Raw genomic sequence first — 26,231 nt, 5'->3', positions numbered from 1 at the left:
AGTGGACGTTAGATCCGAGTCACAAAGGCCCCGTTTGAGGCTCGGGTTTGTCATGCGTACCGGGGTAAGTCCAGCCACCAGTCTTATCTGCCAAAATGATTTTGAGCTATCCGTACAAACAATCGCTATTAAACATGACAATGACTAGAGAACTTTACTCCCTCCGGTTGCTCCCCAAAGCTTACTAAAACCAATGGCGGAGACTGGAAACTCATAACCGTAAGCTTCCACTACAATATCTGAAATTGATTTCTTAAACAGATTCACGACAAACTCATGACCAGCTTGAGAACTGGGTGTTGCATATTCATCTCCATATCCGGATTCAGTTCTATTACACATCACATCCATTCGAACCTGTTGCTCATTGAACTTCCAGATTGATGAACGCGGCTTCTGTCCGTGAAAATCGCAGCCTTTCTTATCGGTATCATCCCGGAAATCGAAATAAAGTCGAAAGGTTCCGCCCTGGCTGACACCGATCTTTGAAAAAAGCCGTACGCTCGTGAAATCTGTACGAACATAATGGGTATGCGCCGTACCGCGTGAGTATTCATCGTTCCATTCCTTGGTATGATACTTTTGTCGCTCATCGAGCATTTTTTGAGCGTACTCCATTCCAGCATCAGCGGCCACTCTGAGAAAACGTTCAGCCGTCACCCAATCTAGAGGAGTTACCTCCCGGGCTTCGGGATAAAAACCTGACGCATAAATTATTCCTAACTCTTGTGAGCTTTTTGGCTCCCCTTGGTTTGCAGCTTTTATAAGCCAATCGATACCGAGCTTGCGATTTCTATGTATGATCCACCGCCCAACAGGTTCAGAGTTAGAAAATGAAAAGCCATTTAGATATATTGAACCAACGATTTGTTGAGAGGCAGCATGCCCCATCTCTGCAGCGGTTCTAATGGGTTTGTAATAGGAATTTGTCCTTGCTACGCGCCAAAATGATTGCATGAATCCATTTTCGTTATATTCCTTTAAATCAAACCCCTGATCTTGCATGGATCGAACCAGCTGCCCCGCCCATTTTTCAGCCTTCTTTAGGTCGATTAGTTCGGGTTCATTTTCATAAAGCAGAATCAGTCGAACCTGAGCATCCGTAGAAAAATCACCTGTATTTTCAGCAGCTTTTAAAAGCCAAAACTCCGCTTCTTTTATATCTCTAACAACCGCCTTGTCATTTTCATCAAGATAAAGTGAGCCTAAATAGTATTGAGCTTCTGCATAACCTTTTTCGGCAGCCTGCTTGACCAATTTAAACCCTTCAGTCCCACTCGTATATTTGCCAACCAAGAATTTAGCAGGGACATACCCCTTATCCTTTAGCTCGTGAATAATAAGGACTGCTGCACGAGCCTTTTCTTCATTCTCCGTCTCTTCAAATATTTTTAAAGCCTCTGAAAATTGTTGATCTAGAGTTTTAGTTTCCACCTCGCCATAAGAAAATGTTGAAACGAAAACAACAAGAACAAATACTAGAGCTCTCACTACATAATCCCTTATATTATAAAAATCTGTGATGTTTTAGAAAATTTTATCGGAGAGACAATCCCTTCACTGCCTCCTGCCAAAAAACTGCAATAATTCATAGCCACTCCCTCATAGCTAAAGCTCCCCCTTCAGTGGACTCTCAGCCGTAAGGGCACATTTCACCACACTCATCAGATCGTCTTTGAAAAGGTTGAAGGAAGGCATGTCAATGCGCTCGACATCAATCACTTTCTTGTAAAGCATTGCATTGATTTCAGCCCTATTGTCAGCACCGTCCAGTGCGGCTGCTAGTTGTTGTTTAAGCGAGTTTGGGCTGGCATCATTACCTGACTCTTTCTCCAGTCGGGCGCAGTTCTGATATCTACTTTTCTGTGAAGCACATAGCAGCCAGGCTTCCGATTTGGGCTTGGGCATCATGGCTACACCAAGGTCAAAGTTCTCAGCTTTAAACCCGGCAATCATCGAGTTGCGTTTGTCTTGCCAGTCTCCACGACCAGCGGAGGCAGTCCCGTCGGCATCCCTGAATAAAACACCAATGACGGGCGACTGTTCCCGCTCCCCCCGATCCTTGGCCAACGCTGCAAGGGCTCGGGCATTCTCGTAATAGTATTGGGTTTCTTTCGGCTTTTTCTTGCCCGGCAGCGACATTGATTTACGTTGGGACGGCAGTTTGCTTTCAACTAGATGTTTCTTAGAAACAAAGCCGACCAGATCGCTAGCGAGATGGGACATGTCGAATCCCTGAAAAATCTCAACGAGCTGATCAATAATGATAGCCATTGGGCCTTCCTCAAAGTCTGGGCGTTCGCAACTGGTTCCGTGCCTGCAGCGGCCAATGTCACCAACCCCCTCACCGCTCAATAAGAGATACATGACTAGGCTCCAATCAGGCGTATTAGCTGTATCTCCTTGTGGAGTTCTGTCAGGTCAGTATCTATAAATGCTTCACCTGGGCCCATAAAATCCAACTTTTGTGCCATGGACGGGATATCGAAAAGACGGATAGCCTTAGTATGCCCTTCCTCCGTCTTGTAGAGACAGGTAATGCCCTCTTTGGCAATATTGTCCTCGATGAAGTTTAAAATCATCGGACTATGAGTGGTCACCAGCACCTGATCCTTGGCGCTGACCAGTTTATCCATCAGGTACTCCACCAATTCCGGGTTGATTCCATTTTCTATCTCATCAAACAAGAGCATCTCACCGCCAACCTCAATTTGCAGCAGAATGGCCATCAATCTCAGCATACCGTCATTCATATGGCGTGCCGAAGACACCAAACTTTTGTTCCCAAACTGCTCGGTAACTTCAAGGTGCTTCCACCCAGAAGTTAGTGACTTGGTATTTATCGCTGCCAACTGTGGGTAAACTGCTGAAAGGGCATCACGAAGCTTTCTCTGTGCCACCGGGCCCTGCTCATGAATAAGTGCAGACAGATGCTGCCCTCCCAAGCCCAGCTTGCCTTCAGCGGAACGCGTACGGTTACGCAATTGCTCTGGGCTGATCAAATCAAGGGAGCGGATGTTGATCATCTGACTCTTCAGAGCCTTGAGCTCGCCTGAAAGCAGCTCTTCTTTGAGTCCGGAGAGAATTGAGCCCTGATAGTCAAAGAAGATGTGTTGTCGCGGACCATTGAGGCTAAGCGCCCCCTCATCTACACCAAGTTGACGTTTTTCCCCACAGACGACGGACTCCTTCGTACAGCGCAGAGAAGTCCGGTTAAAACTACCCGACCAACTGATTTCAACTCCCTCGGATTCAACTATTACCTTGAACTCAATATTGCTTCGCTTAATGAGCTTTGAGTTAAGATCTGAGGTCCCCCATTGACGGCGCTCCAACCAACCCTTGATATCGCCATGCATAAGCTGAGACAGAAAATCCAGAGCCTGAAGCAGAGTCGACTTACCAACGCCATTCAAACCGACGATGCAGTTAAACTTGGCCAGCTCCAACTTGAAGTCGACTAGGGATTTGAAATTGTCAATTTCGATTGACTTGATCACACGCTTACCCCGGGAGCATTCCCTGTTATGAATTTGACCTCTGCCTGTAGATCGCTGAATTTACCATAACTCGCCCTTACCCCAATCATCCAGATCCAGACTAATACGTTGGTCGGCGTAATGGCGGAGTTTTTCGTCGAATTCGGCGAGTTCCATCTGGAGTTCTACCCCGTCACTGTGGACACGCCTGAAAAGAGATTGGACTTACCCCCGTCGGGCCCTGCTTATGCTGGCGCTGGAGCACCTATCCAGACCACCCAAAATAGCCCTTTTGGGCATTGGCTTTCCAATGGATGCATGGATCTTTAAAAAAAGATTACTAATGTTCGCTTTTGTTTAGCAACGGGAGGAGCCTGATCGAAACCCGAGGGTGATCATCGACCGGGGCTGGCAGCGTTTACGGCATCCAAAGGGACCAAGGACACAAGTTACGTACCTAGATCTCAATACTCTCAGCTATCTCCAGAGCATCCTCGACCTCGACACCAAGGTACCGCACGGTGCTCGACATATTCGTGTGTCCCAACAGCAACTGGGCGGCTCGAAGTTTCTTGGTCTTCTTGTAGATCAATGTCGCTTTGCTGCGTCTCATTGAATGGGTTGCGTAGACTGAAGGATCAAGTCCAATGCTGGTAATCCACTTTTTGACAAGACGGGCCTATTGATGAGTAGTGATATGGTCAAACTTTCGCATCCGGGTAACGCGCCTGGTTAGCTGCTTCCAAGCATGTACGCACGAAGCTGCCGCTCCTCTCGCATGACACAGAGGATGAGAACCCGCCTCTCATCCTCACGATAAAAAATGCGACACGGTGGAACCACTACCTCTCTGTATACCGAATTGGGGAGTTCGGGAGGAATCCGCCCGGATTGAGGAAAGTTTTCCAAACGCTCGGTCTTATCGAAAACCTGTTGGACCAGATCGCTTGCGGCAGAAGGATTGTCTAGAGCAATGTACTCAGCGATGGCATCCAGTTCTTGAAGGGCGGGCTCTGTCCAGATTACTTCAGCCATTTACTCATTTTCTCCCTGGCCTCACTTTGGCTGTACGTTCTTCCCTCAAGTACAGCTCGCTCTCCTCGTGAGAGCCCCTCAAGCAGCTCAAGTCGGCGCTGCATAAACTCGTAATCTTGCACATCGACAAGGTATGCGGATGGCTGACCGTGCTCCGTGATCAGTACCGGCTCTTTAGACACATGAAGATCTGCCAGGATCTTTGTGGCTTGGCGTTTGAGGTTCGTAACAAGCTCAACTTTCATGGGCTCACCCTGATCCAAATTGATAGTGGCACTATAGTATCACTTTACGGGTGAGGGAATCACAGTTAACACTTAGCTTTGCGGCGTGCCGCGAGCCACCCATAGGTCATACCTGTCTTGCATCGCCAACCTGCTCTCAGGAGTACACCCGAGAACCTTAGACAGTGTTTCCTGAATTGCAGACCAGTCTTCCTCGGAAACCAGAACGGCTTTGTTCCGCTTACCCCGTACCTTTTTGATGGCTTATGAGCCAAAAAAGAACCCCCAATGACGGGGGCTCCTTTTGGTCAAATCAGATATTACTTACGAGCTTCTGCCGCCTTTTCTGCGGCATCGAAGTTCGCCTGAATCCGCTGCAACAGGTAATCCCGTGCAGAAATCGGCGGGTACTTCTTCTCCGGGCCCTGAATAATCTGATCCTTATTCGCCTGGCAGAAGAAGGCCATGCTGTAGCGAGGGCCGTTGTAGTCGCCCGGCTTGGGCATGCGCACCCGATGCAGGGTGGATTTCAGGCGATCATCACTCCAGCGCATCAGCATGTCACCGATATTGCAGGTAATGCGCTCTTCCTTCGGGGTCACGCTGAACCATTCACGGTCATCCCCTTTGCCCTCGGCGCCCTTGCCCGGGCTGACCTGCAATCCGCCTTGCCCTTCCTGCTGGAAGACCATGGTCAGGCAGTCAAAATCGGTGTGGGCTCCGGCACGCCAGATGGACTCGTCAGGGCGGCTGCTTTCCGGCAGCGGCAGGTAATGCAACAGGCGAAGGGTGCTCTGGTATTCTTCGCTGCTCCGGTCATGGGCGCGGGTAAAGAAGTCACGCTCGAAGCCGAGCCGGTCCGCAAAGCAGGACAGCACTTTCATGCCCAGTTGCCAGGCCTTGTGCTCAAAATCCAGCATCACGCGGTTGAATTCCGGCACTACCGTCTGGTTCGGCCAGAGGTCGTCCATGTGGGGCAACGTGATCTGGTAGGACTCCTTGTCATCTGCCGTGCCGGTCGATGGCCGTACCTGGGATTTGAACTCCCAACCAGCATTCAGCCCTTTCTTAAGGGGGTAATGCTGCTTGGCGTCCTCAGGTAATGCGAAAAACCGCTCAGACAGACCGAAAGCCTGCTTGATCAGGGCGATGTCCAGGCCATGGTTGGACAGCTGGAAGAAACCCACCTCAGTGGCGGCCTCCCAAAGCTGATCGGTAATTTCTTCCCGGCGCTGATCGAAGTCGGTCAGATCGATCACGGGCACGTCCCGTTCGATCTCCTTACCCATGCCACCAAACGTGGTTTCCAGGTTCAGTTCCTTGAGTGCGTACTTTTCTGCAGTGTTGGTCATATTGCCTCCCGGGCTTTCTTCAATGGGATCATCGGTTTCCGGAGGCAAACAGGGGAGGTGACGGGCAAAAAGGCAGGATCATCATTGCCATCGCCGCCAACCACGCCTGATTGCGCTACGGTCGACGACTGAGCAATGACCCGAAATTACCGGAGGCAATTCCTGACTGCTTCTACTCAGACTCTGAGGCAAGCCTTCAAACAGGCTGTACCTGAAAGTTCAGGAAGCAGCATCCATGCCAGTCAGCCCTGAATCTGGCCGCCATGAAATTCAACAACTTGGGAGTTTTGACCCAGGCCACCCAGAGCGGCCTGGCGCCAATTCAGTGCAGAATGCGACCGAGCGCACCGCCAGAGTGCCAGGAATTCACCCGCTGGAATCGTAACCCCTCGTTCTGACCAAGCGGTCAGAAAACTGGACAAATTTTTGCATTAGCTATCCCGTTGAATATCACAAAGAGTAGAAGCGGTCAGAGGCGTACCCTGAAAACCGGTACCCCTCGGGACATTGCTCTGAGCCATCATAAGGAGCAAACATTGAACTACCTGATCAAGAACGCCGCCGGCATCGCTTCCAGCGAATCCCCTTACGCCCGTGATCTGCGCATCCGGGACGGTCGCATCGCCGAGCTGGGCCGTGACCTGAACCCGACACCGGAAGACCCTGAAACCATCGTTGATGCCTCCGGCTGCGTGGTATGGCCGGGGCTGGTTAACACCCATCACCATCTTGCACAGTCCATCATGAAGGGCGTGCCGGAAGGTCTGAATCAGAACCTGGGTGAATGGCTCAGCAGTGTGCCTTACCGGTTCTGGCCCAAAGTCACGCCGGAACTGATGTACCATGCCGCCCGCCTCGGTCTGTATGAACTTATCCGCTCAGGCACCACCACCTGCGCCGATCACCACTACCTTTACCACAGCACCACCAGCCCGGAGCTGGAAGAAGCGGTCTGGCAGGCCGCCGATGAGCTGGGCATCCGCATGGTGCTGTGCCGGGGCAGTGCGACGGAAATCGGCTCTCACGAAGGCATGATCGAACATAACATCGAGCCGGAAACCATCGATCAGATCATCGACCGCCTGGAAACCTCCCGCAAGAAACACCACCAGACCGGCCCCGATGCCATGAAGCAGCTGGTGGTTGCGCCGACCAGTCTGGTTCATTCCAGTTCACCGGAAGGTCTGAAAGCCCAGGCCCAGTGGGCCCGTGAAAACGGTCTCAAAATGCACTCCCACCTGCTGGAAGTGGACTCCGATGAAATCCAGGCTCAGAAGAAATACGGTATGAGCGCCATCGACTACGCGGAGTCCTGCGACTGGCTGGGCTCTGACGTCTGGTATGCCCATCTGGTGCACAGCGACGCCCATGCCATTCAGAGGCTCGCCGCCACAGGCACCGGTATCGCCCACTGCCCCACCTCCAACTGCCGGCTGGGCAGTGGTATTGCCCCGGTGATCGACATGGCAGCCTCTGGCGTGCCCATTTCACTCGCTGTGGACGGCTCCGCATCCGCCGAATCCGGTTCCATGCTGCAGGAACTCAACCTGACGTGGCTGATTCACCGGGCGGTTCATGGTCCCGACGCCACAACCCTGGAGCAGGTTCTGGAATGGGGTAGTCGCGGTGGTGCCAGCCTGCTCGGTCTGGACAACACCGGCAGTCTCGCTGTTGGCAAGTCCGCAGACGTGGTCCTGTATGACATCAACCAGCCTCGCTTCGCCGGGGTCCATGCTCCGCTGATGGCACCACTTATGTGCGGCGAACCGGTTCATGTTCGCGACAGCTTTGTGCAGGGGCGTCAGATTGTTCAGGGCGGCCAGATCAACGGGCTTGATGAAGAGGAACTGACCCGCAACGTTCAGGAAAGCGTCGCCACTCTGCTGGCCATTGCCTGAATGCAAAAAAGCCGGCAGGGCTAACGCCCTGCCGGCTTTTTCATATCGCCTTGCGCTGTCTTAGTTTGGCAGCGTGGCGGTCATACCTTCAACGTACCAGTCCATGGTTGCCAACTGTTCATTGGTTGCCGTTTCCCCTTCAGGAATACGCACGGTACCTGACTGATCCTTGATCGGGCCGGTGAATGGGTGGAATTCGCCGGCAATAATGGCATCCCTTACACCCTCAACCTTGGCACGCTGTTCGTCGGTCAGGCGGTCACTGATGCCCACAACCTTGATCAGCCCTTCGTCCATACCACCCCAGTGATCCTCGGACTTCCAGGTGCCGTCCATCACCGCCTGAACACGGTCGATGTAGTACGGAGCCCAGTCATCGACCACGGACAGCAGGTGAGCACCATCGCCGAACTTACGCATGTCTGACGCCTGACCAACGCCCCACTTACCGCGCTTATCAGCCGCAATCAGCGGTGCCGGGCTGTCCGTGTGCTGAACGATGACATCCACACCCTGATCCATCAGGGCATTAGCCGCGTCTGCTTCTTTGGCCGGATCGAACCAGGTGTTGACCCAGACCACTTTGAGTTCGATATCCGGATTCACTTTCTTGGCACTCAGGTACACCGAGTTGATGTCCCGGATAACCTCAGGAATCGGGAACGAGGCAATGTAACCAAGGGTGTTGCTCTCGGTCACAAGACCGGCGGCAGTACCGGTGACATAACGTCCTTCATAGGTCAGAGACAGGTATGTACCCAGATTTTCTGCACGCTTGTAACCCGTAGCATGCTCGAAGGTTACATCCGGGAATTCCTTGGCAACCCTGGCAGTCGGGTTCATGAACCCGAATGACGTGGTGAAGATCATGTCATTGCCGGCCTGGGCAAGGCGGCGAATGGTGCGCTCTGCATCGGCACCCTCACTGACATTCTCCACATACGTGGTTTCTACCTTGTCGCCGAAATGTTCTTCAACGGCAAGGCGGCCCTGGTCGTGCTGATAGCTCCAACCGTGATCTCCGATGGGGCCAACGTAGACAAAACCGACTTTCATCGGGTCCTCAGCCAGAACCGAGGACGAGAGAGACATTGCGGCAGCAAGCGCCAGGCTGCGTTTAAGGCTCATGGATAGATCTCCTGAACATTCTGATTGTGTGGTTGCTTCCGTGTAAACGGGTACACGCTAGACCAGCAAAAAGCTGGCCAATCGTTCAGGAATTTTATCTGCATGATTTAAAAGACTTTTAAGGCAATCTCCCAACCGTAATAGCACGTCACTAGGCACCATTTTGGTGCTGCCAGGCCCTTCCCTTCCAAAACGGCTGCGCTATCAAGATGCGCAGAAAGACAAAAACTTGGCGCCATATCGCAAGTTTAAGGCGCGATACCGCATCAGGATTAGAGTCGGTGATTTCTAACCCCAATAATTAACAACCGCAAGGAACACACCGTGCACCATCACAACCCGACTCATCAGCAATCGTTTGCAAAAAGCAGACGTTTGATAGCTCCCCTGTTATCGGCCTTGTGCCTGGCCTCCGCCCCCATAGCTGTCAACGCCAGCGGTGGAGATCCATTCATCAAGGCGAAGCCGTTTGCAGAGAATATGGAACCTGTCCGCCAACACCCCGAACAACTGGCGGCGGCCGAGAAAAAACTGGCGGAACTGGAAGAGCGCACAGGAAAAAAACCGAATATCCTGATCTTCCTGGTGGATGACATGGGCTGGGGCGATCCCGGCGCATTTGGTGGGGGGCTGGCCGTTGGTGCTGCCACCCCCAATATCGACCGACTCGCCGAGCAGGGTCTGAAGCTGACATCCACCTACTCGCAGCCGACCTGCACACCAACCCGTGCCGCAATGATGACCGGTCGCCTGCCTGCCCGTACCGGCCTGACCCGACCAACCCTGACCGGCGAAGCCGCTCGCGTGAACCCGTGGGACAATGAGGAAACCGCAGCAAGCCTGCTCAGCGATGCTGGCTATGTGACTGCACTTTCCGGAAAGTGGCATTTGGGTGTGGGTGACGGAAGCCAGCCCCAACAGGTTGGCTACGACGAATACTTCGGCATCCTCAGCGTGGTCAGCGAATTCACTCAGGGACTTGATGATCACAAATACCCGGAACTCATCCGTAATCCGGAACGCATGGCAGCCCTGAAGCAGCTAAGCACGTCAGCGGTAACCGCCGGCAAGAAAGGCGAACTGGCGAAGGTGATCACTGACCTCGACTCACTGGACAAAGTGGCTGAAATCGACCAGCAGTTCGCCGATTTCTCCGAGGATTTCATCGACCGGGCCGCCAAGTCGGATAAGCCGTTCTACCTCGTACACTCTTTCTCTCGAGTTCATAACGACAACTTCTCGGCCAGTGAGTTCAAAGGTAAAAGCCTGGCCAGAACGCCCTACAAGGATGCCGTCGTGGAAGTGGATGACATCGTGGGACGCCTGATACACAAGCTGGAAGAAAAAGGCATTGCTGACAACACCCTGGTGTTCTTTACCTCCGATAACGGCGCCAATGAAGACGCCTGGCCCGATGCCGGCTTCCATCCGTGGCGTGCTGCATACCTGGGCCACTGACGAAGTGGACGAGACTGTCGATCCGCGCTTCGGCAAGGTAGGCAAGCAACGTATTGAAGACACAGGCCAGTTGGACCGCAAGCGCATGGAAACTGTGGATGAGGAATTCATCGACGCTGCGGTTGATTTCATGGAGAGATCAAAAGACTCCGACAAGCCGTTCTTCGTCTGGCTGAATCCAAGCCGGATGCACATGTTTACCCGACTCAAGGACGAGCACCGCTATCTCGCGGCCCACTATACCACCGAGCATGACTTTTACGGCAGCGGCATGATGGAACATGACATGCAGATGGGTGAACTGCTCGACACCATGAAATCTATGGGTGTGCTCAACAACACGATCATCGTCTACACCACAGACAATGGCCCTGAGCACAGTGCCCGTCTGCATGGCGGTACCACGCCGTTTCGTGGCGAAAAGATGACCACCTATGAAGGCGGTGTCCGGGTGCCAATGCTGGTGCGCTGGCCTGGGGTTATTCCCAAGGGGCAGGTTCTGAGCGGCATCCAGTCTCACATGGACGTATTCACAACGCTTGCCGCAGTTGCCGGGCTGCCAGACGTTGCAGACACCCTTCGGGAAGATCAGGGCCAGTATATCGATGGAGTGAATAACCTGGACTACTGGGCAGGCAAAACCGACGAGAGTGCCCGGAATAATTTCATTTACTACCACGAGTCAACCATCCGGGCCATACGCGTCGACCAGTGGAAACTGCACTTCGAGACCAGCGAAAACTACTACGCACCGTATGAAAAACAGAAGTTCCCCATTATGTATAACCTGAGGATGGACCCGTTCGAATCCTTCAGCGGCACCACCGATCGCTCTGACATTATTCAGCGCAAGCAGTGGCTCAATGAACCAGTGCAGGAGATTCTCGGTGAGCACATCAAATCCCTGCAGGAATACCCGCCGGTTCAGAAAGCTGCCACTCTGGACTTCAGCGAACTGATGAAACAGCTGACGTCAGGCAAGCAGTAACCGTTCTGTAACGCCCGACCATACCCAGCAAGCCGCCATAGCCGGCTTCCCCCCGGAGTGCCCCTGAGGCATTCCGAGGGCTTTATCAGAGGTAAATTGAATGATTCATCGCGCCAAAGCCTTGTTATACCTTGTGGCAGTTCTGCCAGCAGTTGCCTTGGCCCAGAGTTCCTCCGACCTGGCAAAGCAGTTGGCAAACCCTGTTGCCAGCCTGATCTCGGTGCCTTTCCAGACCAACTTCGATTACAACATCGGCCCGGCAGATGACGGCGAGCGTGTCACCGTCAATGTACAGCCGGTGATCCCGATCTCCCTGAACGAAGACTGGAACCTGATCAGCCGGACCATTCTGCCGATCATTGACCAGCAGGACATTGCCCCAGGCGCAGGTAGCCAGTCAGGCCTGGGTGATACCGTGCAAAGCCTGTTCCTGTCGCCAGTAGAACCAACAGCCAGTGGCTGGATCTGGGGTGCGGGACCGGTTTTCCTGTTGCCTACGGGGACGGACGACCTGCTCACGGCCGATAAGTGGGGCGCCGGGCCGACCGGTGTTGCCCTGAAGCAGATCGGGCCCTGGACCGTCGGCGGCCTGGCTAATCACATCTGGTCCTTTGCCGGTGAAAGTAACCGACAGGATGTCAGCCAGAGCTTTGTTCAGCCCTTCATGACATACACCACACCGGAGGCTCTGAGCTTCACCCTGACGGCAGACTCCACCTACGACTGGAAGGGCAACAACTGGACTATTCCGGTGGGTTTCTTCGTCGGCAAAGTGTTTACCGCCGGCGGCCAGACCATTCAGATTCAGGGCGGCCCGAGATACTACGCCGAATCACCGGAAAGTGGTCCGGAGGGGCTGGGTGCCCGCGTCAACTTTGTGCTGCTATTCCCCAAGTAATCGCCATTAATCCAGGGCCCCGGCGCTCTCAAGTGCCAGGGCCAGGAACGATTCACCAAACGGACTTTGCGCCTCATCGGTGCGGGTTCCCAGGTGAATATGCTTGTGAATTCCCTGCTCTCCAAGCCGGACCGAACGGACCGGAAGCCTTTGGGAATATTCCTCCACCAACCACTGCGGCAGGGTCGCCACGCCACGGTCTGCTGCGACCATCTGCAGCATGATTTCAGTTGCTTCGACGGTTTTATGCTTCTTCGGGCTGTGCTGGGCAGGTAGCAGAAACTGCTGAAAGATATCCAGCCGCTCTACCGCCACCGGGTAGGTGTACAGCACTTGATCTGACAGATCACCGGGTGAGGCATGCTCGAGTTCTGCCAGCGGGTTGTCACTGCTCACTACCAGCACCTGCTCGTAGGGGAAAACCGGATCAAACTGGATACCGTCCCTGCGGATCGGGTCCGGTGTCACCAGAATATCGATGTCATGGCTGAACAATGCCGCAATGCCGCCAAACTGGAACTCCTGCTTTACATCCACGTCCACCCCCGGCCATCGGGCAAGGAAGGGCTCAACCACTTTCAACAACCACTGGTAACAAGGATGGCACTCCATCCCGATACTCAGTGTGCCTTTATCGCCAGCCGCGAACCCCGCCAGGACGTCATCCATACGTTCCATCTGGGGCAATAGCCGGAGCGACTCTTTCAGCAGGTACTCCCCGGCCTGAGTCAGTTGCAGACGCCTTCCCTCTCGCCGCCACAAAGCGGTGCCCACCTGCTGTTCCAGCTTCCTGATGGTGTGACTCAACGCAGACTGGGTGAGGTGGAGGTTTTCAGCGGCGGCTGTCAGGGAACCCTGGCGTTCTATCTCCCGGACAATCCGAAGGTGGCTTCGCTCAATCATAGAACACCAAATCATGAATAGGATTAATGGAAAAATAAAATAATAGCACTATTTCTCATGCTTTATTTTACCTATCCCGGCATCTTTGACGGTGTCCGGGGCCGCGTGACGGTTGCAATTTCTGGCTATTCGGGGATAATCGCGAACAAATTTTAACCAGCCGTAGCGCTCATATTTTGCCGTTATGACGTTTCTGATTGTTCTCCAGGTTCTGATTTTTGCCGCCCTCATGCTGCACACTGTGCACCTGATGCCCGCGTTCAACCGTTGCCTGCGCAATGCTGAAAGCGCACTGGACGCAGGGTATCTGGGTGCCATGCTGACCATCCGACTGGCCCGCAACGTCCTTGGCCTTATTCTGGTCACCGCCAGCACGGCACCCAATCCGGACATCCATGCCCTGGTTGGCAAGGGCATTGCGCTATTTCTCGCACTGACAGCGGTGAACGTGATACTCACCCACTACCGGCGGCGCAACCAGGCCGAAGGCATTCGTTTCTGATTCACTGGCGACACAAGCAAATCAACAGGTAGGCAATCCCTGCCACCACCAGCCCCGACAGGGCAAATGAAACGCCAAACCCGGCGAGTTCCAGCAGCGCACCGAACCACAGTGGCGCCAGAAAATGGATGGCGCGATTCGCCATCAGGCGCATCCCCAGCGCACCAGAGCGCTGTTCACGGGCAACACTCTCTGCCAGCACCACCATCGAGAGCGGCTGGCTGAGGCCACCACCAATGCCCACCAGTATCGACAGCAGAATCACGACCGTGGCTCCGCCGGCAAAACCGAGCCCGCCCAGCCCGAGTGCCAGCGCCGCAAGCGCCAGCACCGTGGCTTTCTCCCGACCGCCAGCGGCCTGGATAATCCGGGGAATGAACGGACGGATCAGCATGGAAACACCCGCACGAAGACTGACCAGAACCCCGATCAAAGCCGCACTGACCTCAAGACTGTGCAAGTAAACGGGGAGATAACTGCCGTACACACCCAACGCAAACATACCCGCTACCGTGACCGCCACCGACATCTGAACCCCGGTGTTGCGCCGCATAAGTGCAGCCTGAGCCCTGAATCCCGACTGGGCCCGGCTGACCGCAATACCCCTGGTTGCCTCACCGGTAAGCCAGAACGCCGTGACACACCCCAGCTGGGCGATAAGCGCCATCACCAGAAACAGATTCCCAACGCCCCCGAAAGACTCAATCCAGGCCCCCGCCAGCAACGGGCCAATCACCTGACCGCCGGACAGCCAGGTGGAATACCAACCAAAATAGTTTTCCAGTTTTGAGCCGGATCCCAGGGATGAGATGACCGTCTGAGCTGACAACACCATCTGCAGATGTGCCAGGCCCACCAACAGCTGGCCGATGATCAGCCCGGGGTAGCCCGGAACAAGCTGCACGACCATCAGTCCGGCCACCATGACCAGACCACCGGCAATCAGGTTCACCCGCCCCCCCATTCTGGCCACAACGCCGCCAAGCGGTATGGCCAGCAGTAATGGCAACAGGTACTGGGAACTCAGTACCACCCCCAGCATCAGCGGAGAGGCCCCCAATTCCAGACCATAAACCGGAACCGTCACCAGCAGCATGGAATAGACAACAAAACAGAACGTCAGGGAAACACAGACCGCAATGAAGCTTTGCCTGGCATCATCCTCCGACGAGCGTACATCACGGCTCAAAGGCTTGGACTCCGGAAAACAGGATGTGAAAAAAAGGAAAAAGCGCGGAGTCGTCCCTTACGGGACGTCCGCGCCTTGAATACTCCTAGACTGACAGACCCACCGATGTCCGCCAATAAGACCTTGTCGCTAGAAATCGACGGCCAGGCCGAGGTTCAGACGACGGCCATCCAGCACCACCCCATAACTTTCCGTGGTTACCTGTTTGTCGCCAATATTGTAGAGCCCCGCTTTGACCCGGGCACTGTCGTTCAGACGATAAACCAGACCGGCATCCACAAAGCCGTACCCCGGAGTGCCCTCACTCATGGCGCTGCGGCCCAGGTAATCGCTGGTTTCACCACGGACATTGCCGTCCAGCCACAGTTCCAGGCGTGAACTGGTCTGCCAGTCGAATCCTGCGTTAAGCATGTGACGCGGCACCTGGTTCAGAGGTTCGCCCTCGAAGTCTCCTGACTGTTGCTCAGAATCGGTGAAGGTGTAACTGGAGCTGAAACTCAGGGCATCGGTAATGCCATAGTCAAAACTCAGTTCCACACCCTGCATCATGGCCTCATCAATGTTCTTCCGGGTGCTCAGGAACAGGTAGTTTCGGCCCTGATACTCACACTGCCAGGTGGACTGATCATTGCGGTCACCACCGAGATCACATAAGCGGTCCTCAGCAATCTTGTCCTTGAAGTCCGTATGGAAGAGCATCACGCTGGCATTGATACCGGTTGCACGATCATCGTAGACAAAACCAACTTCATAGCTGGTGCTGGTCTCCGGATCGAGATCGTCGTTTCCGATAATCAGAGCACGGGGGTAGCCCGCCGGCGAACCACCGCCACCGGTGCCACGACCAAAGCCTTCCGTTGCTTCCGGCAGGGTTGGCTGCTTGTAGCCAGTGGACACGCCCCCTTTGAAAGTCAGCGAAGGCGTCAGATGGTAGTTCGCATACACCCTCGGGCTCAGATGGCCGCCAAACAGCTCATCGTCGTTGTAACGCACGCCCGTGGTCACGTTCAGGTCATTGGTTACCGACCATTCCACTTCGGCAAATACCGCGGCAATCCACCGGTCCACCTGTGCGGTGGCTGAGTCCAGAGTGCCAATCAGGCCGTTGGTTTCATCCACCAGATCTTCATACTTGTACTGCCCACCAAAGGTCAGCATGTGATTACCCAGGAACCAGGTGCCCTGGGTGTTGAATACCGACACTTCTTCCCGTTTTTCATCAAGGTCGATGCGCTCGGATACATCATGCTGGAGGTAGGAATTGAGCATCAGGCTGCCGTAGGTTCCCTGGTGAGTCAGGGCATAGACGTCCTTGTGATAGGTATAGCTGCTGGGGTCATCCGTCGCGGCAATACTCAGACCCGGCGTATGCCGGGAATCCTGTTGCGACGAATCGTAGCTCAATGCAAATTCGTTAGCGGCATCCGGAGTCAGAATAAGCTTTGCGCCGCCCTGTTTCTGGGACTTGTCCGGGGTGCTTTCGGCATTGTCATCGCCACCGATATAATGGGACTCCTCTGAGCCCTCCCAAGACCCATTAACCTGTGCTCCCAGCAGGCCGGGAATGATGGCCCCGCCAGCAAACAGGTTGACCTGCTGTTCATCTTCGTTCAGGTCAGACAGGGATTTGGTGTACTCCGTCGAGATGGAACCGGACCATTCATCGCCGGTCTTTTTGGTAATGATGTTGATCACACCACCCATGGCTTCCGAACCATAGAGAGACGACATCGGCCCCCGGATGACCTCAATACGCTCGATCATTGATACCGGCGGCAGGGCAATCTGCTTACCCCCATCGATCCCATTGGTATTGATGTTACGGCCGGCGGAAACCGGGCGACCGTCCACCAGGTACAGGGTGTAGCTCTCGGTCATCCCGCGAATGGTAATGTCCTTGGCGTTACCGCCGCCGTTCACATATACGCCAGGAATATTCTTCACCGCATCGGTAATGTCTTCGTAGGAGCGCTTCTGCAACTCCTCACCGGAGATCACCGAGATACTGGCGGGTGCATCAGAGATGGCCTGCTCAAAGCCCGAGGCTGTTACAACAATTTCCCCCAATTCAACGGGATCAGACTGGGCACTGACCTGGGCTCCGGTACCGGCGAGGGCTACTGCCGATGCCAACATTGATACACGACGCATAGAAGACTCCTTGTTTATTCAGATGTTCGACGCCATCACATCCCTGCCTGGAGCCCGGGGGGACGTACCTTTTCTGTCGGGAAATATGTCTGAGCACAGCGAGTTGTTTTTCCCGACAGAAAAGGTACGTCCCCCCGGGCTTCACCAGATGCGAATGAAACTCATTGGCGACGAACATTAACACAAGGTAAGTCTTCAGAGGGTGGCATGATGCGTTCCGTATTCCGGAACATGGTCAGAATCCAAGGTCGCCCCCCCACCCCACCAACCAGCCGGAATAGATTGTCTGACGTGGCTGATAAAGGCCCGGACACGCCTTGGCAATATGCCATGGGAGTACAGCATCGACACCGGCAACACCGGCCCGTGCCACTCTGGCAGACAGGCCTCAAGCGTGCCTGGATGAGCTGTTAACCGGCGCTCCACCAACCAATGCGGCATCAGCCCAAGACCCCGGCCTTTGGTAATAGCATCGCCCTGGACACAGAGCTGATCAACCGTAAACCCCCGCTCCGGCGGACTCAGTGGGTAGGCTCCATGACATGGATGCTGTAATGCCAGACCAGCATCACCAGCTCCCAGCACGTCCACCCAGGCGTGGCGTTTGAGATCCCCCGGGGTTTTCGGGTAACCAAAGCGGGTAAAATAACCGGGGCTGCCATAAACCCCCTGTGTCAACTGACCCAGCGGTTCCAGCCGAAGTGCCGTATCACCGGGATCACCCAGCCAGATACAGACACCGTCATCGACGGACTCCGGCAACCGCTGCTGTGTCTGTACAGACACCCGCAAGCCCTCGTGACTGCTCATGAAGGATTCCACCAACTGCGAAAACCAGCCCCTTACCAGAGATTCGTGACACCGCAGCACCAGGGTGCCACTGACTTCTTCCTTGAGCTCATCCAGCGCTTCGCGGCCCTGACTGGCAAGGGCCAGAATATCGCTGCTGTAGCGATAGAACACCCGCCCGGCCTCGTTCGGGGATATCCTTCTGGATTCCCGGCGCAGCAGGGGTTGGCCCACCACATCTTCCAGATTCCGAATACGGCGGCTCAGGGTCGATTTTGGAAGATTCAGTTCTCGGGTACTGACAGTCAGGCTTCCGGTTTTTACAACTGAAACAAACGCTTCCAGTTCTTTCAGGTCATACATGCGCGGCTCCGTCCCGTTTTTTGCAACTTCGCGTGCCAAATTAACACCTTCCAAACCATAATGCGAACTATTATCATTTTTAAGATCGGAGCCAGCATCCTCTATCCACGACCCTGTCCTCGTTCTATGGAGTTCTTCATGCAACAAAACCGTTCTACCGGCCTGCTCAGGCAAATACTCGGTGGCTTTGCCATCGCAGCTGCTGTCAGCTTTACCGTACAGGCCGATACCCACACCGTTGATACAGCCTACGGCCCCGTTGCCATCGAAGGATCTCCGGAGCGGGTAGTAACCCTGTATGAAGGCGCTCTGGATGCGGCGCTGGCCTCTGGCGTAACACCGGTAGGCGCCATCATCACCCGGGGCGGAGACTCGGTAGCCGACTACATCCAGGCCAAGGCCGGCGATGTAAAAATCGTCGGTACACCGGGAGAAACCAACCTTGAGGCGGTCATCGCGCTGAACCCGGACGTTATTCTTGCGTCCTCCCGCCTGAGTGAAGAGCAGTACAAACTGCTCTCTCAGATCGCCCCGACTGTGGTACCGGATTTCAAGGCGTACCAGCCTGATACCTGGATCAAGGAAACCCGTTTGTTTGCTGAAGCGCTGAACCAGTCGGAAAACGCTGAGAAAGTCCTTATGCGTGTGCAGGAGCGGACCGCCGAAGTGGAGAAACTGGTCGCCGCGAAGATTGCAGGAGATGATCGAAAAACCGCTCTGATCCGCTGGATGCCGCAAGGTGCACTGGTTATGGCAGAGGGGTTGTTCTCATCCTCACTGCTCCAGGCTACAGGTTTCGATGTTGATGACGCAGGCATTGTTCAGGAGGGGCGCCCCCACAGTCGTCCTCTGAGCCAGGAAAATCTGGGTCTGATCGACCACCAGTGGGTCTTCCTGGCAACCCTCAATGCCGACGGCCGCGAAGCCTTGGAAACCGCCCGCAAATCTCCAGCTTTTGAGCGTATGCAGGCAAATCAGAACAACCGGATTGTGACCGTTAATGGCCAGTTATGGACCAGCGCCAGCGGCCCGATTGCCGCACTTGCTCTGCTCGATGATATAGCAACCGCCGTGAACCAACTGCCTTAAGGGGTTCTGGCATAGCCGCAATGAAGCTGCCCCACTACCACATGATCGCCTGGCTTCTGCTGGCGATCGCCTGTTTGATGTCCCTGCTTTTCGGCGCCGGTTCGATCGGACCCGACAGCGCACTGGGACTTCTCATGGGCAACGACGACCCGGAAGCCCGGTTCGTCATTATGGAACTTCGCCTGCCACGCCTGGTGGTGGGCCTGGTTACCGGTCTGGCGCTGGGAGTCGCCGGGGCACTGCTACAGACACTGACCAGGAACCCTCTGGCTGAACCCGGCCTTCTGGGCGTCAGTGCCGGCAGTGCTTTTGCCGTCACACTAGCCATCCTGCTGGGCGCAACCACCGCCAGCCTGACTACGCTCATATCTCAGCTCGGAGCGCTTGCCGGTTGCGCACTGGTGATTGCAGCGACCCGCATGCAGGGTGTCGGCCAGGATCCGGTCAGGCTGGTGCTGGCTGGTGCAACGCTGACCGGATTACTGTTATCCCTGAGCTCACTGGTGATGCTGATCGACCAGCGGGCAGCCGATGAAATCCGTTTCTGGGTAACCGGCAGCGTCGCTGGCCGGAGCTGGGATCAGCTTCTGGCTACCTTGCCAAGCATGATTCTCGCCGGATTGATCATTGTGGCCGTGGTGCGCCCGCTGGCATCCCTGGCGCTTGGTGAGAAAGTGGCCATGGGGCTTGGTCATCATCCCGGGCTTATTCGACTGGCCGTTATCCTTGCCGTCGCTCTGCTGGTTGGGGGTGCAACCGCCCTCGCCGGACCACTGGCCTTTGTCGGACTGGTTGTGCCCTTTGTCGCCCGGGGTTTCGGCGGCGCAGACATCCGTAAAACTCTGTGGCTCTGCCTGCCTCTTGGACCCGCACTGATTGTTTCAGCCGATACCGTATCCCGTTTACTGGTTGCACCGTCCGAAATGCCCCTCGGAGTGATCACCGCCATCATTGGGGCGCCGGTACTGATGATCATTATCCGTTCCCGCAGGATACCAACACTGTGACCGCTGCCACCGACACCAAAACTGAGCGGGCGTCGTCTCGTCTTGCGCCGACTCTTTCGCCGTCCTCACCTCCCAGGGGATTCTGGCTTTGGCGATTCAACGGCGCTCAGCACAGCCTGCTACTGGACCGACGTGCCATTGCCGTCAACAGTATTCTGGCCATCCTGCTGGCATTCTCGGCCATTGCCTCGCTGGCCTCCGGATCGCTATCCATATCGGTTCCGGACATCCTGCTCACCCTGCAAGGCAATGGCTCAACGATCCACAGCTTTGTTATCCAGGAGTTACGCTTACCCAGATTTGCAGCAGGCGCCCTGTCCGGAGCGGCTCTTGCCCTGGCCGGCTGCCTGATGCAAACGCTGGCCCGCAACCGGCTGGCCACACCCGGCATCATCGGCATTGATAACGCGGCGACAGCGTTCGCCGTGGCTTCCATCGTCAGCACCACCATCAGTCTGGCACCCTCGGCGATGGCTCTGGCCGGAGCAGCAACGGCAACAGCGGTAGCCTTTGGCCTGGCCGGAGCCACCGGTACCCGGGGGTATCGTTTCATCATTGCGGGACTGGCCATCGGGGCCGTTTCCGGAGCCGTTACGCAAGTCATGCTCAGCGGTGTTGCCCTGGACGATGCCAATGCTGCCTACCCGTGGACCGTAGGAAGCCTCAATGCCCGCAACCCGACATCCGTGATCGTACTCACCGTGGGGCTGGGGATTGGCTATCTCCTGTCCCTGGCGGTTCGCCGGGGACTGTCGACACTTCAATTGCCTGAGTCCGTTGCGGTCAGTCTTGGGACCCGGCCCGGCAGGGTACGCTTTGCCGCGCTCGCACTGTCCGTTCTGATGACAGGGTTTGCTGTGTCGGTGGCAGGGCCCGTCGGCCTGATTGCACTGCTTGGCCCCGAACTTGCCCGCACCGTTAGCCGCCCCGGCCGGATACCGCTGACCGCATCAGCACTGGCCGGCGCACTCTTGATGACCCTGTCAGATCTGGCAGGAAGAACGCTTCTGGAACCTTTGGAAATCCCGGTTGGCATCGTGACAGCGCTGGCTGGAAGCCCTTATCTGTTATGGATACTTCTGCGAAAATCACCGGATATCAGCCGATGACCCAACTTCCTCCCTTCGTCAGTTCCGGCCAGTCGCCTCTGGCAGCCCGCAAACTGGCCATGGCCCACGGCAGTTACCAGGTCATTCCCGACCTGGATCTCGAATTACCCGCGGGAAAAGTCACCGCCATCGTTGGCCCGAATGGGTGCGGAAAATCCACACTGCTCAATGGCCTTGCCCGTATTCACAAACCCAGGCATGGCTCAGTCATCCTCAGCGGCAAAGATATCCACCGCTTGCCGGCACGGGATGTAGCGCAGAAACTGGCTCTCTTACCCCAGGAAAACAGCGCGCCGGAAGGGTTGACCGTATCGGACCTTGTACGCTTCGGCCGCCACCCTCATCAAAGCTGGCTCAGCCAGTGGTCAGGTGAAGACCAGCGGGCGCTGGATAATGCGCTAACCGCCGCCGACGTACTCGATCTGGCTGACAGGCCCCTCGATACCCTTTCCGGTGGCCAACGACAACGGGCCTGGATCGCCATGAGCGTCGCCCAGCAAACGCCGTTGTTGTTACTGGACGAGCCCACTTCGGCTCTCGATCTTGGACACCAGATCGAAGTGTTTGAACTGATCCGGACTCTCTCAAGGGAGGGCAAGACCATCGCCATGGTGGTACATGATATCGTCGGTGCCTGTCGATATGCCGACCACATTGTTGCGATGAATAATGGTCGGATTATCGGCGAAGGTATCCCTCAACACATCATCACACCGGAACTGATCCGTGACCTTTACGGCGTATACTGCGACGTGATCCCCGACCCCGGATCCGGCAATCCCGTGCTGGTCAATTTTCGGCAGAACCCCACCGGCTAGGAGAACAGAACGATGGCCAAACCACAGATTCGGGAAATGGAGGTGGTCCGTTCCACCTACCTTTCATCCCACATGCTCAGCGTCACCCTCGGGGGCGAGAATATTGGCACCATCCCCGACGATCAGGAGAGCGCCTACATCAAACTGATTTTCCCTCGTGAAGGCGAAGACAAGCCATTGATGCGTACCTACACCATCAGAGCCCAGCGCCCGGGTGAAATCGACGTGGACTTCGTTATCCATGAAGATGCCGGGCCAGCATCCGCCTGGGCCTCAAAGGCCAAACCGGGCGATCGCATACTGATCGGCGGGCCGGGCCCCAAAAAGCTGATCAACCCGGAAGGCGACTGGTTCCTGATCGCCGGAGACATGACAGCCCTGCCCGCCATCACCGTTAACCTGGCAAGCCTGGCGGACGATGCCCGCGGCTATGCCGTGATCGAGGTGATCAGTGAAGACGACATCCGGCCGATTGATCACCCGGCCGGAGTGGAGCTGCACTGGCTGGTCAACCCGACACCGGATGACAGCGGCGAAACCCTGCTTGCGAGGGTTCGCGAACTGGCCTGGCTCGAGGGTCAGGTAGCAGTCTGGGCCGCCTGCGAATTCAACAGCATGAGAGCACTGCGTAAGTATTTGAAGCAGGAGCAGGACGTCCCCCGGGATCATCTGTACATCTCCAGCTACTGGAAAATCGGACAGTCTGAAGATGGCCATAAAGCTGCCAAAAAGCGGGATCTTGAGAAAGAGGGATTGTAAATCTGGTGTAAAGAAGGCTTTCTATTATGGCCTGCCGTATAGAATACGGCCCAGCTAACACGCCCCAAAGGAGTGACCAATAGAATGAGCCTGAAAGATAACTCCCAACGCTATGGCAGCATCTCCCGGCTGCTGCACTGGGGCATGGCCCTACTTCTTCTGTGGCAGTTCCTGTCTGCGATATTCAGGGTCGTGGCCGAGGACACGGCCATCGAGCAGTTCTTCTGGTCGGTCCACAAGCCGTTGGGTTTCCTGCTGCTGATTCTGGCGGCAATAAGGCTAATCTGGGCTCTGGCCAACAGCGCCCGGCGCCCGGCTTCCCTCAATAAACTGGCTACCCTCGGTCACCTCGGGCTGTATGCTCTGCTCATCGTGGTGCCGGCCCTCGCATTGCTCCGGCAGTATGGTTCAGGGCGCGCCTTTGACCCTTTCGGGATTCCACTGTTTGCAGGCTTCGAGGAAAAAATCGGCTGGATGATCGAGCCAGGAAATCTTCTCCATGGCTGGCTTGGCTGGTTGTTGCTGGCGATGATTGTTGGCCACATCGTGATGGTAAAAGTACACCGCCGCAGCCCTTCCCATGAGGATGTACTGCCGAGGATGCTGGGTAACTGACCGATCTGGGGCCGTCAACGGCCCCATTGGTTTCAGTCAGTCAGTCAGAAAATTCTGGTGTTTGCTGCTGTTATCGATCACCACTTCTTCGGTCCTGTCTTTGAGCCCAACGCCGGATAATTTCAGACGATCCGCCTCACGGATCAGGTAAAGCAGGCGCTGGCTGGCATGGGCAAACGCCAGCCCGGCAGGGCGAACATTTGAAATGCAGTTCCTGCGCGCATCGGTGAGCCCGCTTTCCGGCCCGAAGGTCAGATAAATGCCCAGACTGTCCGGCGAACTCAGCCCCGGCCGCTCACCAACCAGCACCAGCGCCATGCCCGCCTTCAACAAGCCTCCAATCTCATCACCGATAGCCACCCGGCCTTGCTGGACCACGGTCACCGGAGCCAACTGCCAGGGCCGGGGTTCTGCTTCCAGATCCGCCAGAAACTGTTCAAGGAAGGGCACCACATTGCTCTGAACGGCAGACGATGAGAGGCCATCGACGATGATAATGGCCAGATCAGACTTCGAATCATCAGCCTGTGACAGGGCCTGCAGTCTGCTCCGGGAACTTTCTGCCAGGCGCCGCCCGAGATCCGGCCGCTGGAGATAGGTAAACCGGTCCTCAGCCTGGCTGTGGATAACCTCAGGCACCAACGGTTTATCCCCCACACTCAGCTGGCTCAGTTCAGCGGTCAGACGGTTCACGTCCAGGGGCAGGTGAACGGCATCCCGAGCCTGGGCATGGGCAAGCTGGAACTTCAGGAGTTCGGACGTCGGCAGGCTGATTCCGGCGCGGCCCAGGCCGATCCGGGCATCGGTATAGCGACGCAGCGCACTCCAGACATTACCGGTAACAATGGGGCGGTTCTGGTCACTCATCACGGACCTCCTGGGCAATACCTTTCAGACTGCCCCGGAACGCATGGGGTAATGCTTCGTTAGGGGAATGGGTTTGAACGTCCTCAAAAATGTTCATCCGTTCAAGCCAGGCCTCAAACTCCGGTGCCGGTTTCAAACCCAGTACCCGGCGGGCATAGAGCGCGTCATGGAAGGATGTGGTCTGGTAATTGAGCATGATGTCGTCAGAACCGGGAATGCCCATGATGAAGGTGCAGCCCGCCACGCCCAGCAGGGTAAGCAGGTTATCCATGTCATTCTGGTCGGCTTCGGCGTGGTTGGTGTAGCAGATGTCGCAACCCATAGGCACGCCAAGAAGCTTGGCGCAGAAGTGGTCTTCCAGACCCGCCCGGATGATTTCCTTGCCATCAAACAGGTATTCGGGGCCAATGAACCCGACCACGGTATTAACCAACAACGGCTCAAACTTTCGGGCGACGGCATAAGCCCGGGCCTCACATGTCTGCTGATCCAGCCCATGGTGAGCATCTGCCGATAGCGAGCTGCCCTGACCCGTTTCGAAATACATGACGTTCTGCCCGACAGTGCCCCGGTTCAGGGAGAGGGCGGCATCCCGTGCTTCCTGAAGATTCGCAAGGTTGAAACCAAAACTGCTGTTGGTCGCTTCGGTGCCACCAATCGACTGGAACACCAGGTCCACCGGTGCGCCCTGCTCAATCGCCTCCAGTGTGTTGGTGACGTGAGTAAGGACACAGGACTGGGTTGGAATATCGTATTTGCGGATCACCTCATCCATTAATTGCATGAGTTTCACAGCCTGAGACACGTTGTCCGTTGCCGGGTTGATACCGATAACGGCATCCCCGCTGCCATACAGCAGGCCATCGAGGATACTCGCTGCAATACCCGCGACATCATCCGTGGGGTGATTCGGCTGCAGTCGTGTGGAAAGGTGGCCAGGCAGCCCGATGGTGTTACGAAAAGCGGTATGCACGTGGCATTTCCGGGACACCAGAATCAGATCCTGATTGCGCATCAACTTGCTCACCGCTGCCACCATTTCCGGAGTCAGGCCGGGACGCAATCGCTCCAACGCTTCGGGTGTCGCATGGTCGCTTAGCAGCCAGTTTCTGAAATCCCCGACGGTAAGATGGGCGATAGCCTGAAAGGCCACGGCGTCATGATCATCCAGGATCAGCCGTGTCACTTCGTCCTTCTCATAAGGGATCAGCGCCTCGGACAGAAACGTCCTGAGTGGCAATTCCGCAAGCCTCATCTGGGCAACAACACGCTCTTCGGCCGATTCGGCAATAACGCCTGCAAGCCGGTCTCCGGATCGGGCAGGTGTAGCCTTGGCCATCAGATCTGCCAGATCCCGGAACTGCCAGGTCCGCTGCCCGAGCATGTATGAATATTTGTGGTTCATTCTGGCCTCCCTGACCCCAGTTTAGCCCTCTCTCGGGAAACGGCGCGCGGATCCGTACTATTGTCTATCGCACTAATGCGCATGGATGATTGCGCCACAGCCCATGCTCGGCTTATGGTGACCTGATTCGCAAGCTATCTTATAGTTCGGAGCACACGAACAGGACACATAGCGCAACCAGACCCATTAGCCAGAACAAATCCAG

At 55.7% G+C, this 26,231-nt stretch carries 25 protein-coding genes and 2 pseudogenes; 11 read left to right on the top strand and 16 right to left on the bottom strand.

Annotated features, from left to right (window positions below):
• Positions 1–144: 144 nt before the first annotated feature.
• The 9 genes and pseudogenes from FWJ25_RS09555 to FWJ25_RS09520 all read right to left on the bottom strand — a co-directional run bounded on the left by FWJ25_RS09555 (position 145) and on the right by FWJ25_RS09520 (position 6,090).
• A complete protein-coding gene (locus FWJ25_RS09555) occupies positions 145–1,491 on the bottom strand; it encodes a tetratricopeptide repeat protein (RefSeq protein WP_149600026.1) in 1,347 nt (448 codons plus the stop codon).
• Between the two features lie 117 nt (positions 1,492–1,608).
• Positions 1,609–2,274, bottom strand: coding sequence for a hypothetical protein (locus FWJ25_RS09550; RefSeq protein ID WP_149600025.1), 666 nt, complete (start codon positions 2,272–2,274; stop codon positions 1,609–1,611).
• 95 nt (positions 2,275–2,369) lie between these two features.
• Positions 2,370–3,500 carry an AAA family ATPase gene (locus FWJ25_RS09545; protein WP_149600024.1) on the bottom strand — a complete coding sequence of 377 codons (1,131 nt, stop codon included), beginning with the start codon at positions 3,498–3,500 and terminating at the stop codon, positions 2,370–2,372.
• Positions 3,501–3,560: 60 nt separating this feature from the next.
• Positions 3,561–3,656: a BREX-1 system adenine-specific DNA-methyltransferase PglX gene (locus FWJ25_RS19875; protein ID WP_246166737.1), complete on the bottom strand. Its 96-nt coding sequence runs from the start codon at positions 3,654–3,656 to the stop codon at positions 3,561–3,563.
• Between the two features lie 280 nt (positions 3,657–3,936).
• A pseudogene (locus FWJ25_RS09540) lies at positions 3,937–4,200 on the bottom strand (tyrosine-type recombinase/integrase); the annotation flags it as partial.
• An 11-nt stretch (positions 4,201–4,211) separates the two neighbouring features.
• Complete coding sequence (locus FWJ25_RS09535) at positions 4,212–4,514, bottom strand: type II toxin-antitoxin system RelE/ParE family toxin (RefSeq protein WP_149600023.1); 303 nt, start codon at positions 4,512–4,514, stop codon at positions 4,212–4,214.
• Complete coding sequence (locus FWJ25_RS09530) at positions 4,502–4,759, bottom strand: type II toxin-antitoxin system Phd/YefM family antitoxin (protein WP_091812420.1); 258 nt, start codon at positions 4,757–4,759, stop codon at positions 4,502–4,504. The genes FWJ25_RS09535 and FWJ25_RS09530 overlap by 13 nt, the downstream gene beginning before the upstream one ends.
• Positions 4,760–4,921: 162 nt before the next feature.
• Positions 4,922–4,990, bottom strand: a pseudogene (locus tag FWJ25_RS09525) (type II toxin-antitoxin system prevent-host-death family antitoxin); the annotation flags it as partial.
• A gap of 68 nt (positions 4,991–5,058) precedes the next feature.
• Entirely contained in the window at positions 5,059–6,090 is a 1,032-nt protein-coding gene (locus FWJ25_RS09520; protein WP_149600022.1) for an isopenicillin N synthase family dioxygenase, read from the bottom strand.
• A 536-nt stretch (positions 6,091–6,626) separates the two neighbouring features.
• Between FWJ25_RS09520 and FWJ25_RS09515 the strand changes: the two genes are divergently transcribed.
• Positions 6,627–7,988: an amidohydrolase family protein gene (locus FWJ25_RS09515; protein ID WP_149600021.1), complete on the top strand. Its 1,362-nt coding sequence runs from the start codon at positions 6,627–6,629 to the stop codon at positions 7,986–7,988.
• Positions 7,989–8,048: 60 nt separating this feature from the next.
• Here FWJ25_RS09515 and FWJ25_RS09510 read toward each other — a convergent pair whose 3' ends face one another.
• Positions 8,049–9,116, bottom strand: coding sequence for a BMP family ABC transporter substrate-binding protein (locus FWJ25_RS09510; protein ID WP_149600020.1), 1,068 nt, complete (start codon positions 9,114–9,116; stop codon positions 8,049–8,051).
• 480 nt (positions 9,117–9,596) lie between these two features.
• On the opposite strand from FWJ25_RS09510, the gene FWJ25_RS09505 reads away from it, so the two are divergent.
• From FWJ25_RS09505 to FWJ25_RS09495, 3 genes are all read left to right on the top strand, one after another.
• On the top strand, positions 9,597–10,574 hold the full coding sequence (locus tag FWJ25_RS09505) for a sulfatase-like hydrolase/transferase (RefSeq protein ID WP_188093597.1): 978 nt from the start codon (positions 9,597–9,599) through the stop codon (positions 10,572–10,574).
• Positions 10,531–11,562 (top strand): sulfatase-like hydrolase/transferase, encoded by a 1,032-nt coding sequence (locus tag FWJ25_RS09500; RefSeq protein WP_223163236.1) that lies wholly within the window; start codon positions 10,531–10,533, stop codon positions 11,560–11,562. Before FWJ25_RS09505 ends, FWJ25_RS09500 begins: the two co-directional genes overlap by 44 nt.
• Positions 11,563–11,662: 100 nt before the next feature.
• A complete protein-coding gene (locus tag FWJ25_RS09495) occupies positions 11,663–12,460 on the top strand; it encodes a transporter (RefSeq protein ID WP_149600017.1) in 798 nt (265 codons plus the stop codon).
• Between the two features lie 6 nt (positions 12,461–12,466).
• Here the strand turns inward: FWJ25_RS09495 and FWJ25_RS09490 are convergent, their stop codons facing one another.
• Positions 12,467–13,363, bottom strand: a complete 897-nt coding sequence (locus FWJ25_RS09490; RefSeq protein WP_149600016.1) for a LysR family transcriptional regulator — start codon at positions 13,361–13,363, stop codon at positions 12,467–12,469.
• Positions 13,364–13,547: 184 nt separating this feature from the next.
• Here FWJ25_RS09490 and FWJ25_RS09485 point away from each other — a divergent pair, with 184 nt between their 5' ends.
• Entirely contained in the window at positions 13,548–13,865 is a 318-nt protein-coding gene (locus FWJ25_RS09485; protein WP_149600015.1) for a hypothetical protein, read from the top strand.
• A 1-nt stretch (position 13,866) separates the two neighbouring features.
• Here FWJ25_RS09485 and FWJ25_RS09480 read toward each other — a convergent pair whose 3' ends face one another.
• The 3 genes from FWJ25_RS09480 to FWJ25_RS09470 form a co-directional block, all read right to left on the bottom strand.
• Positions 13,867–15,054: an MFS transporter gene (locus FWJ25_RS09480; protein WP_149600014.1), complete on the bottom strand. Its 1,188-nt coding sequence runs from the start codon at positions 15,052–15,054 to the stop codon at positions 13,867–13,869.
• A 129-nt stretch (positions 15,055–15,183) separates the two neighbouring features.
• On the bottom strand, positions 15,184–17,205 hold the full coding sequence (locus tag FWJ25_RS09475) for a TonB-dependent receptor domain-containing protein (protein WP_149600013.1): 2,022 nt from the start codon (positions 17,203–17,205) through the stop codon (positions 15,184–15,186).
• A gap of 195 nt (positions 17,206–17,400) precedes the next feature.
• Positions 17,401–18,357, bottom strand: coding sequence for a LysR family transcriptional regulator (locus tag FWJ25_RS09470; RefSeq protein WP_149600012.1), 957 nt, complete (start codon positions 18,355–18,357; stop codon positions 17,401–17,403).
• A gap of 138 nt (positions 18,358–18,495) precedes the next feature.
• Between FWJ25_RS09470 and FWJ25_RS09465 the strand changes: the two genes are divergently transcribed.
• The 6 genes from FWJ25_RS09465 (at position 18,496) to FWJ25_RS09440 (ending at position 23,754) form a co-directional block, all read left to right on the top strand.
• Positions 18,496–19,446, top strand: a complete 951-nt coding sequence (locus FWJ25_RS09465) for an ABC transporter substrate-binding protein (protein WP_223163235.1) — start codon at positions 18,496–18,498, stop codon at positions 19,444–19,446.
• Positions 19,447–19,466: 20 nt separating this feature from the next.
• Positions 19,467–20,453, top strand: coding sequence for a FecCD family ABC transporter permease (locus tag FWJ25_RS09460; RefSeq protein WP_223163234.1), 987 nt, complete (start codon positions 19,467–19,469; stop codon positions 20,451–20,453).
• On the top strand, positions 20,450–21,562 hold the full coding sequence (locus tag FWJ25_RS09455) for a FecCD family ABC transporter permease (protein ID WP_246166735.1): 1,113 nt from the start codon (positions 20,450–20,452) through the stop codon (positions 21,560–21,562). Before FWJ25_RS09460 ends, FWJ25_RS09455 begins: the two co-directional genes overlap by 4 nt.
• Complete coding sequence (locus tag FWJ25_RS09450) at positions 21,559–22,380, top strand: ABC transporter ATP-binding protein (RefSeq protein ID WP_149600010.1); 822 nt, start codon at positions 21,559–21,561, stop codon at positions 22,378–22,380. Before FWJ25_RS09455 ends, FWJ25_RS09450 begins: the two co-directional genes overlap by 4 nt.
• Before the next feature lie 12 nt (positions 22,381–22,392).
• Positions 22,393–23,139, top strand: a complete 747-nt coding sequence (locus tag FWJ25_RS09445; RefSeq protein ID WP_149600009.1) for a siderophore-interacting protein — start codon at positions 22,393–22,395, stop codon at positions 23,137–23,139.
• Between the two features lie 84 nt (positions 23,140–23,223).
• Positions 23,224–23,754 carry a cytochrome b gene (locus FWJ25_RS09440; protein WP_149600008.1) on the top strand — a complete coding sequence of 177 codons (531 nt, stop codon included), beginning with the start codon at positions 23,224–23,226 and terminating at the stop codon, positions 23,752–23,754.
• Positions 23,755–23,790: 36 nt separating this feature from the next.
• On the opposite strand, the gene eutC is transcribed toward FWJ25_RS09440, so the two are convergent.
• Positions 23,791–24,621, bottom strand: a complete 831-nt coding sequence (gene eutC, locus FWJ25_RS09435; protein ID WP_149600007.1) for an ethanolamine ammonia-lyase subunit EutC — start codon at positions 24,619–24,621, stop codon at positions 23,791–23,793.
• A complete protein-coding gene (locus FWJ25_RS09430) occupies positions 24,614–26,026 on the bottom strand; it encodes an ethanolamine ammonia-lyase subunit EutB (RefSeq protein ID WP_149600006.1) in 1,413 nt (470 codons plus the stop codon). Before FWJ25_RS09430 ends, eutC begins: the two co-directional genes overlap by 8 nt.
• Positions 26,027–26,231: the final 205 nt, after the last annotated feature.

This window comes from Marinobacter salinexigens, from assembly GCF_008370345.1.
GTDB classification, from domain to species: domain Bacteria; phylum Pseudomonadota; class Gammaproteobacteria; order Pseudomonadales; family Oleiphilaceae; genus Marinobacter; species Marinobacter salinexigens.
Note: the sequence above shows the minus strand (reverse complement) of the source record. Positions and strands in the feature narration are given on the sequence as shown.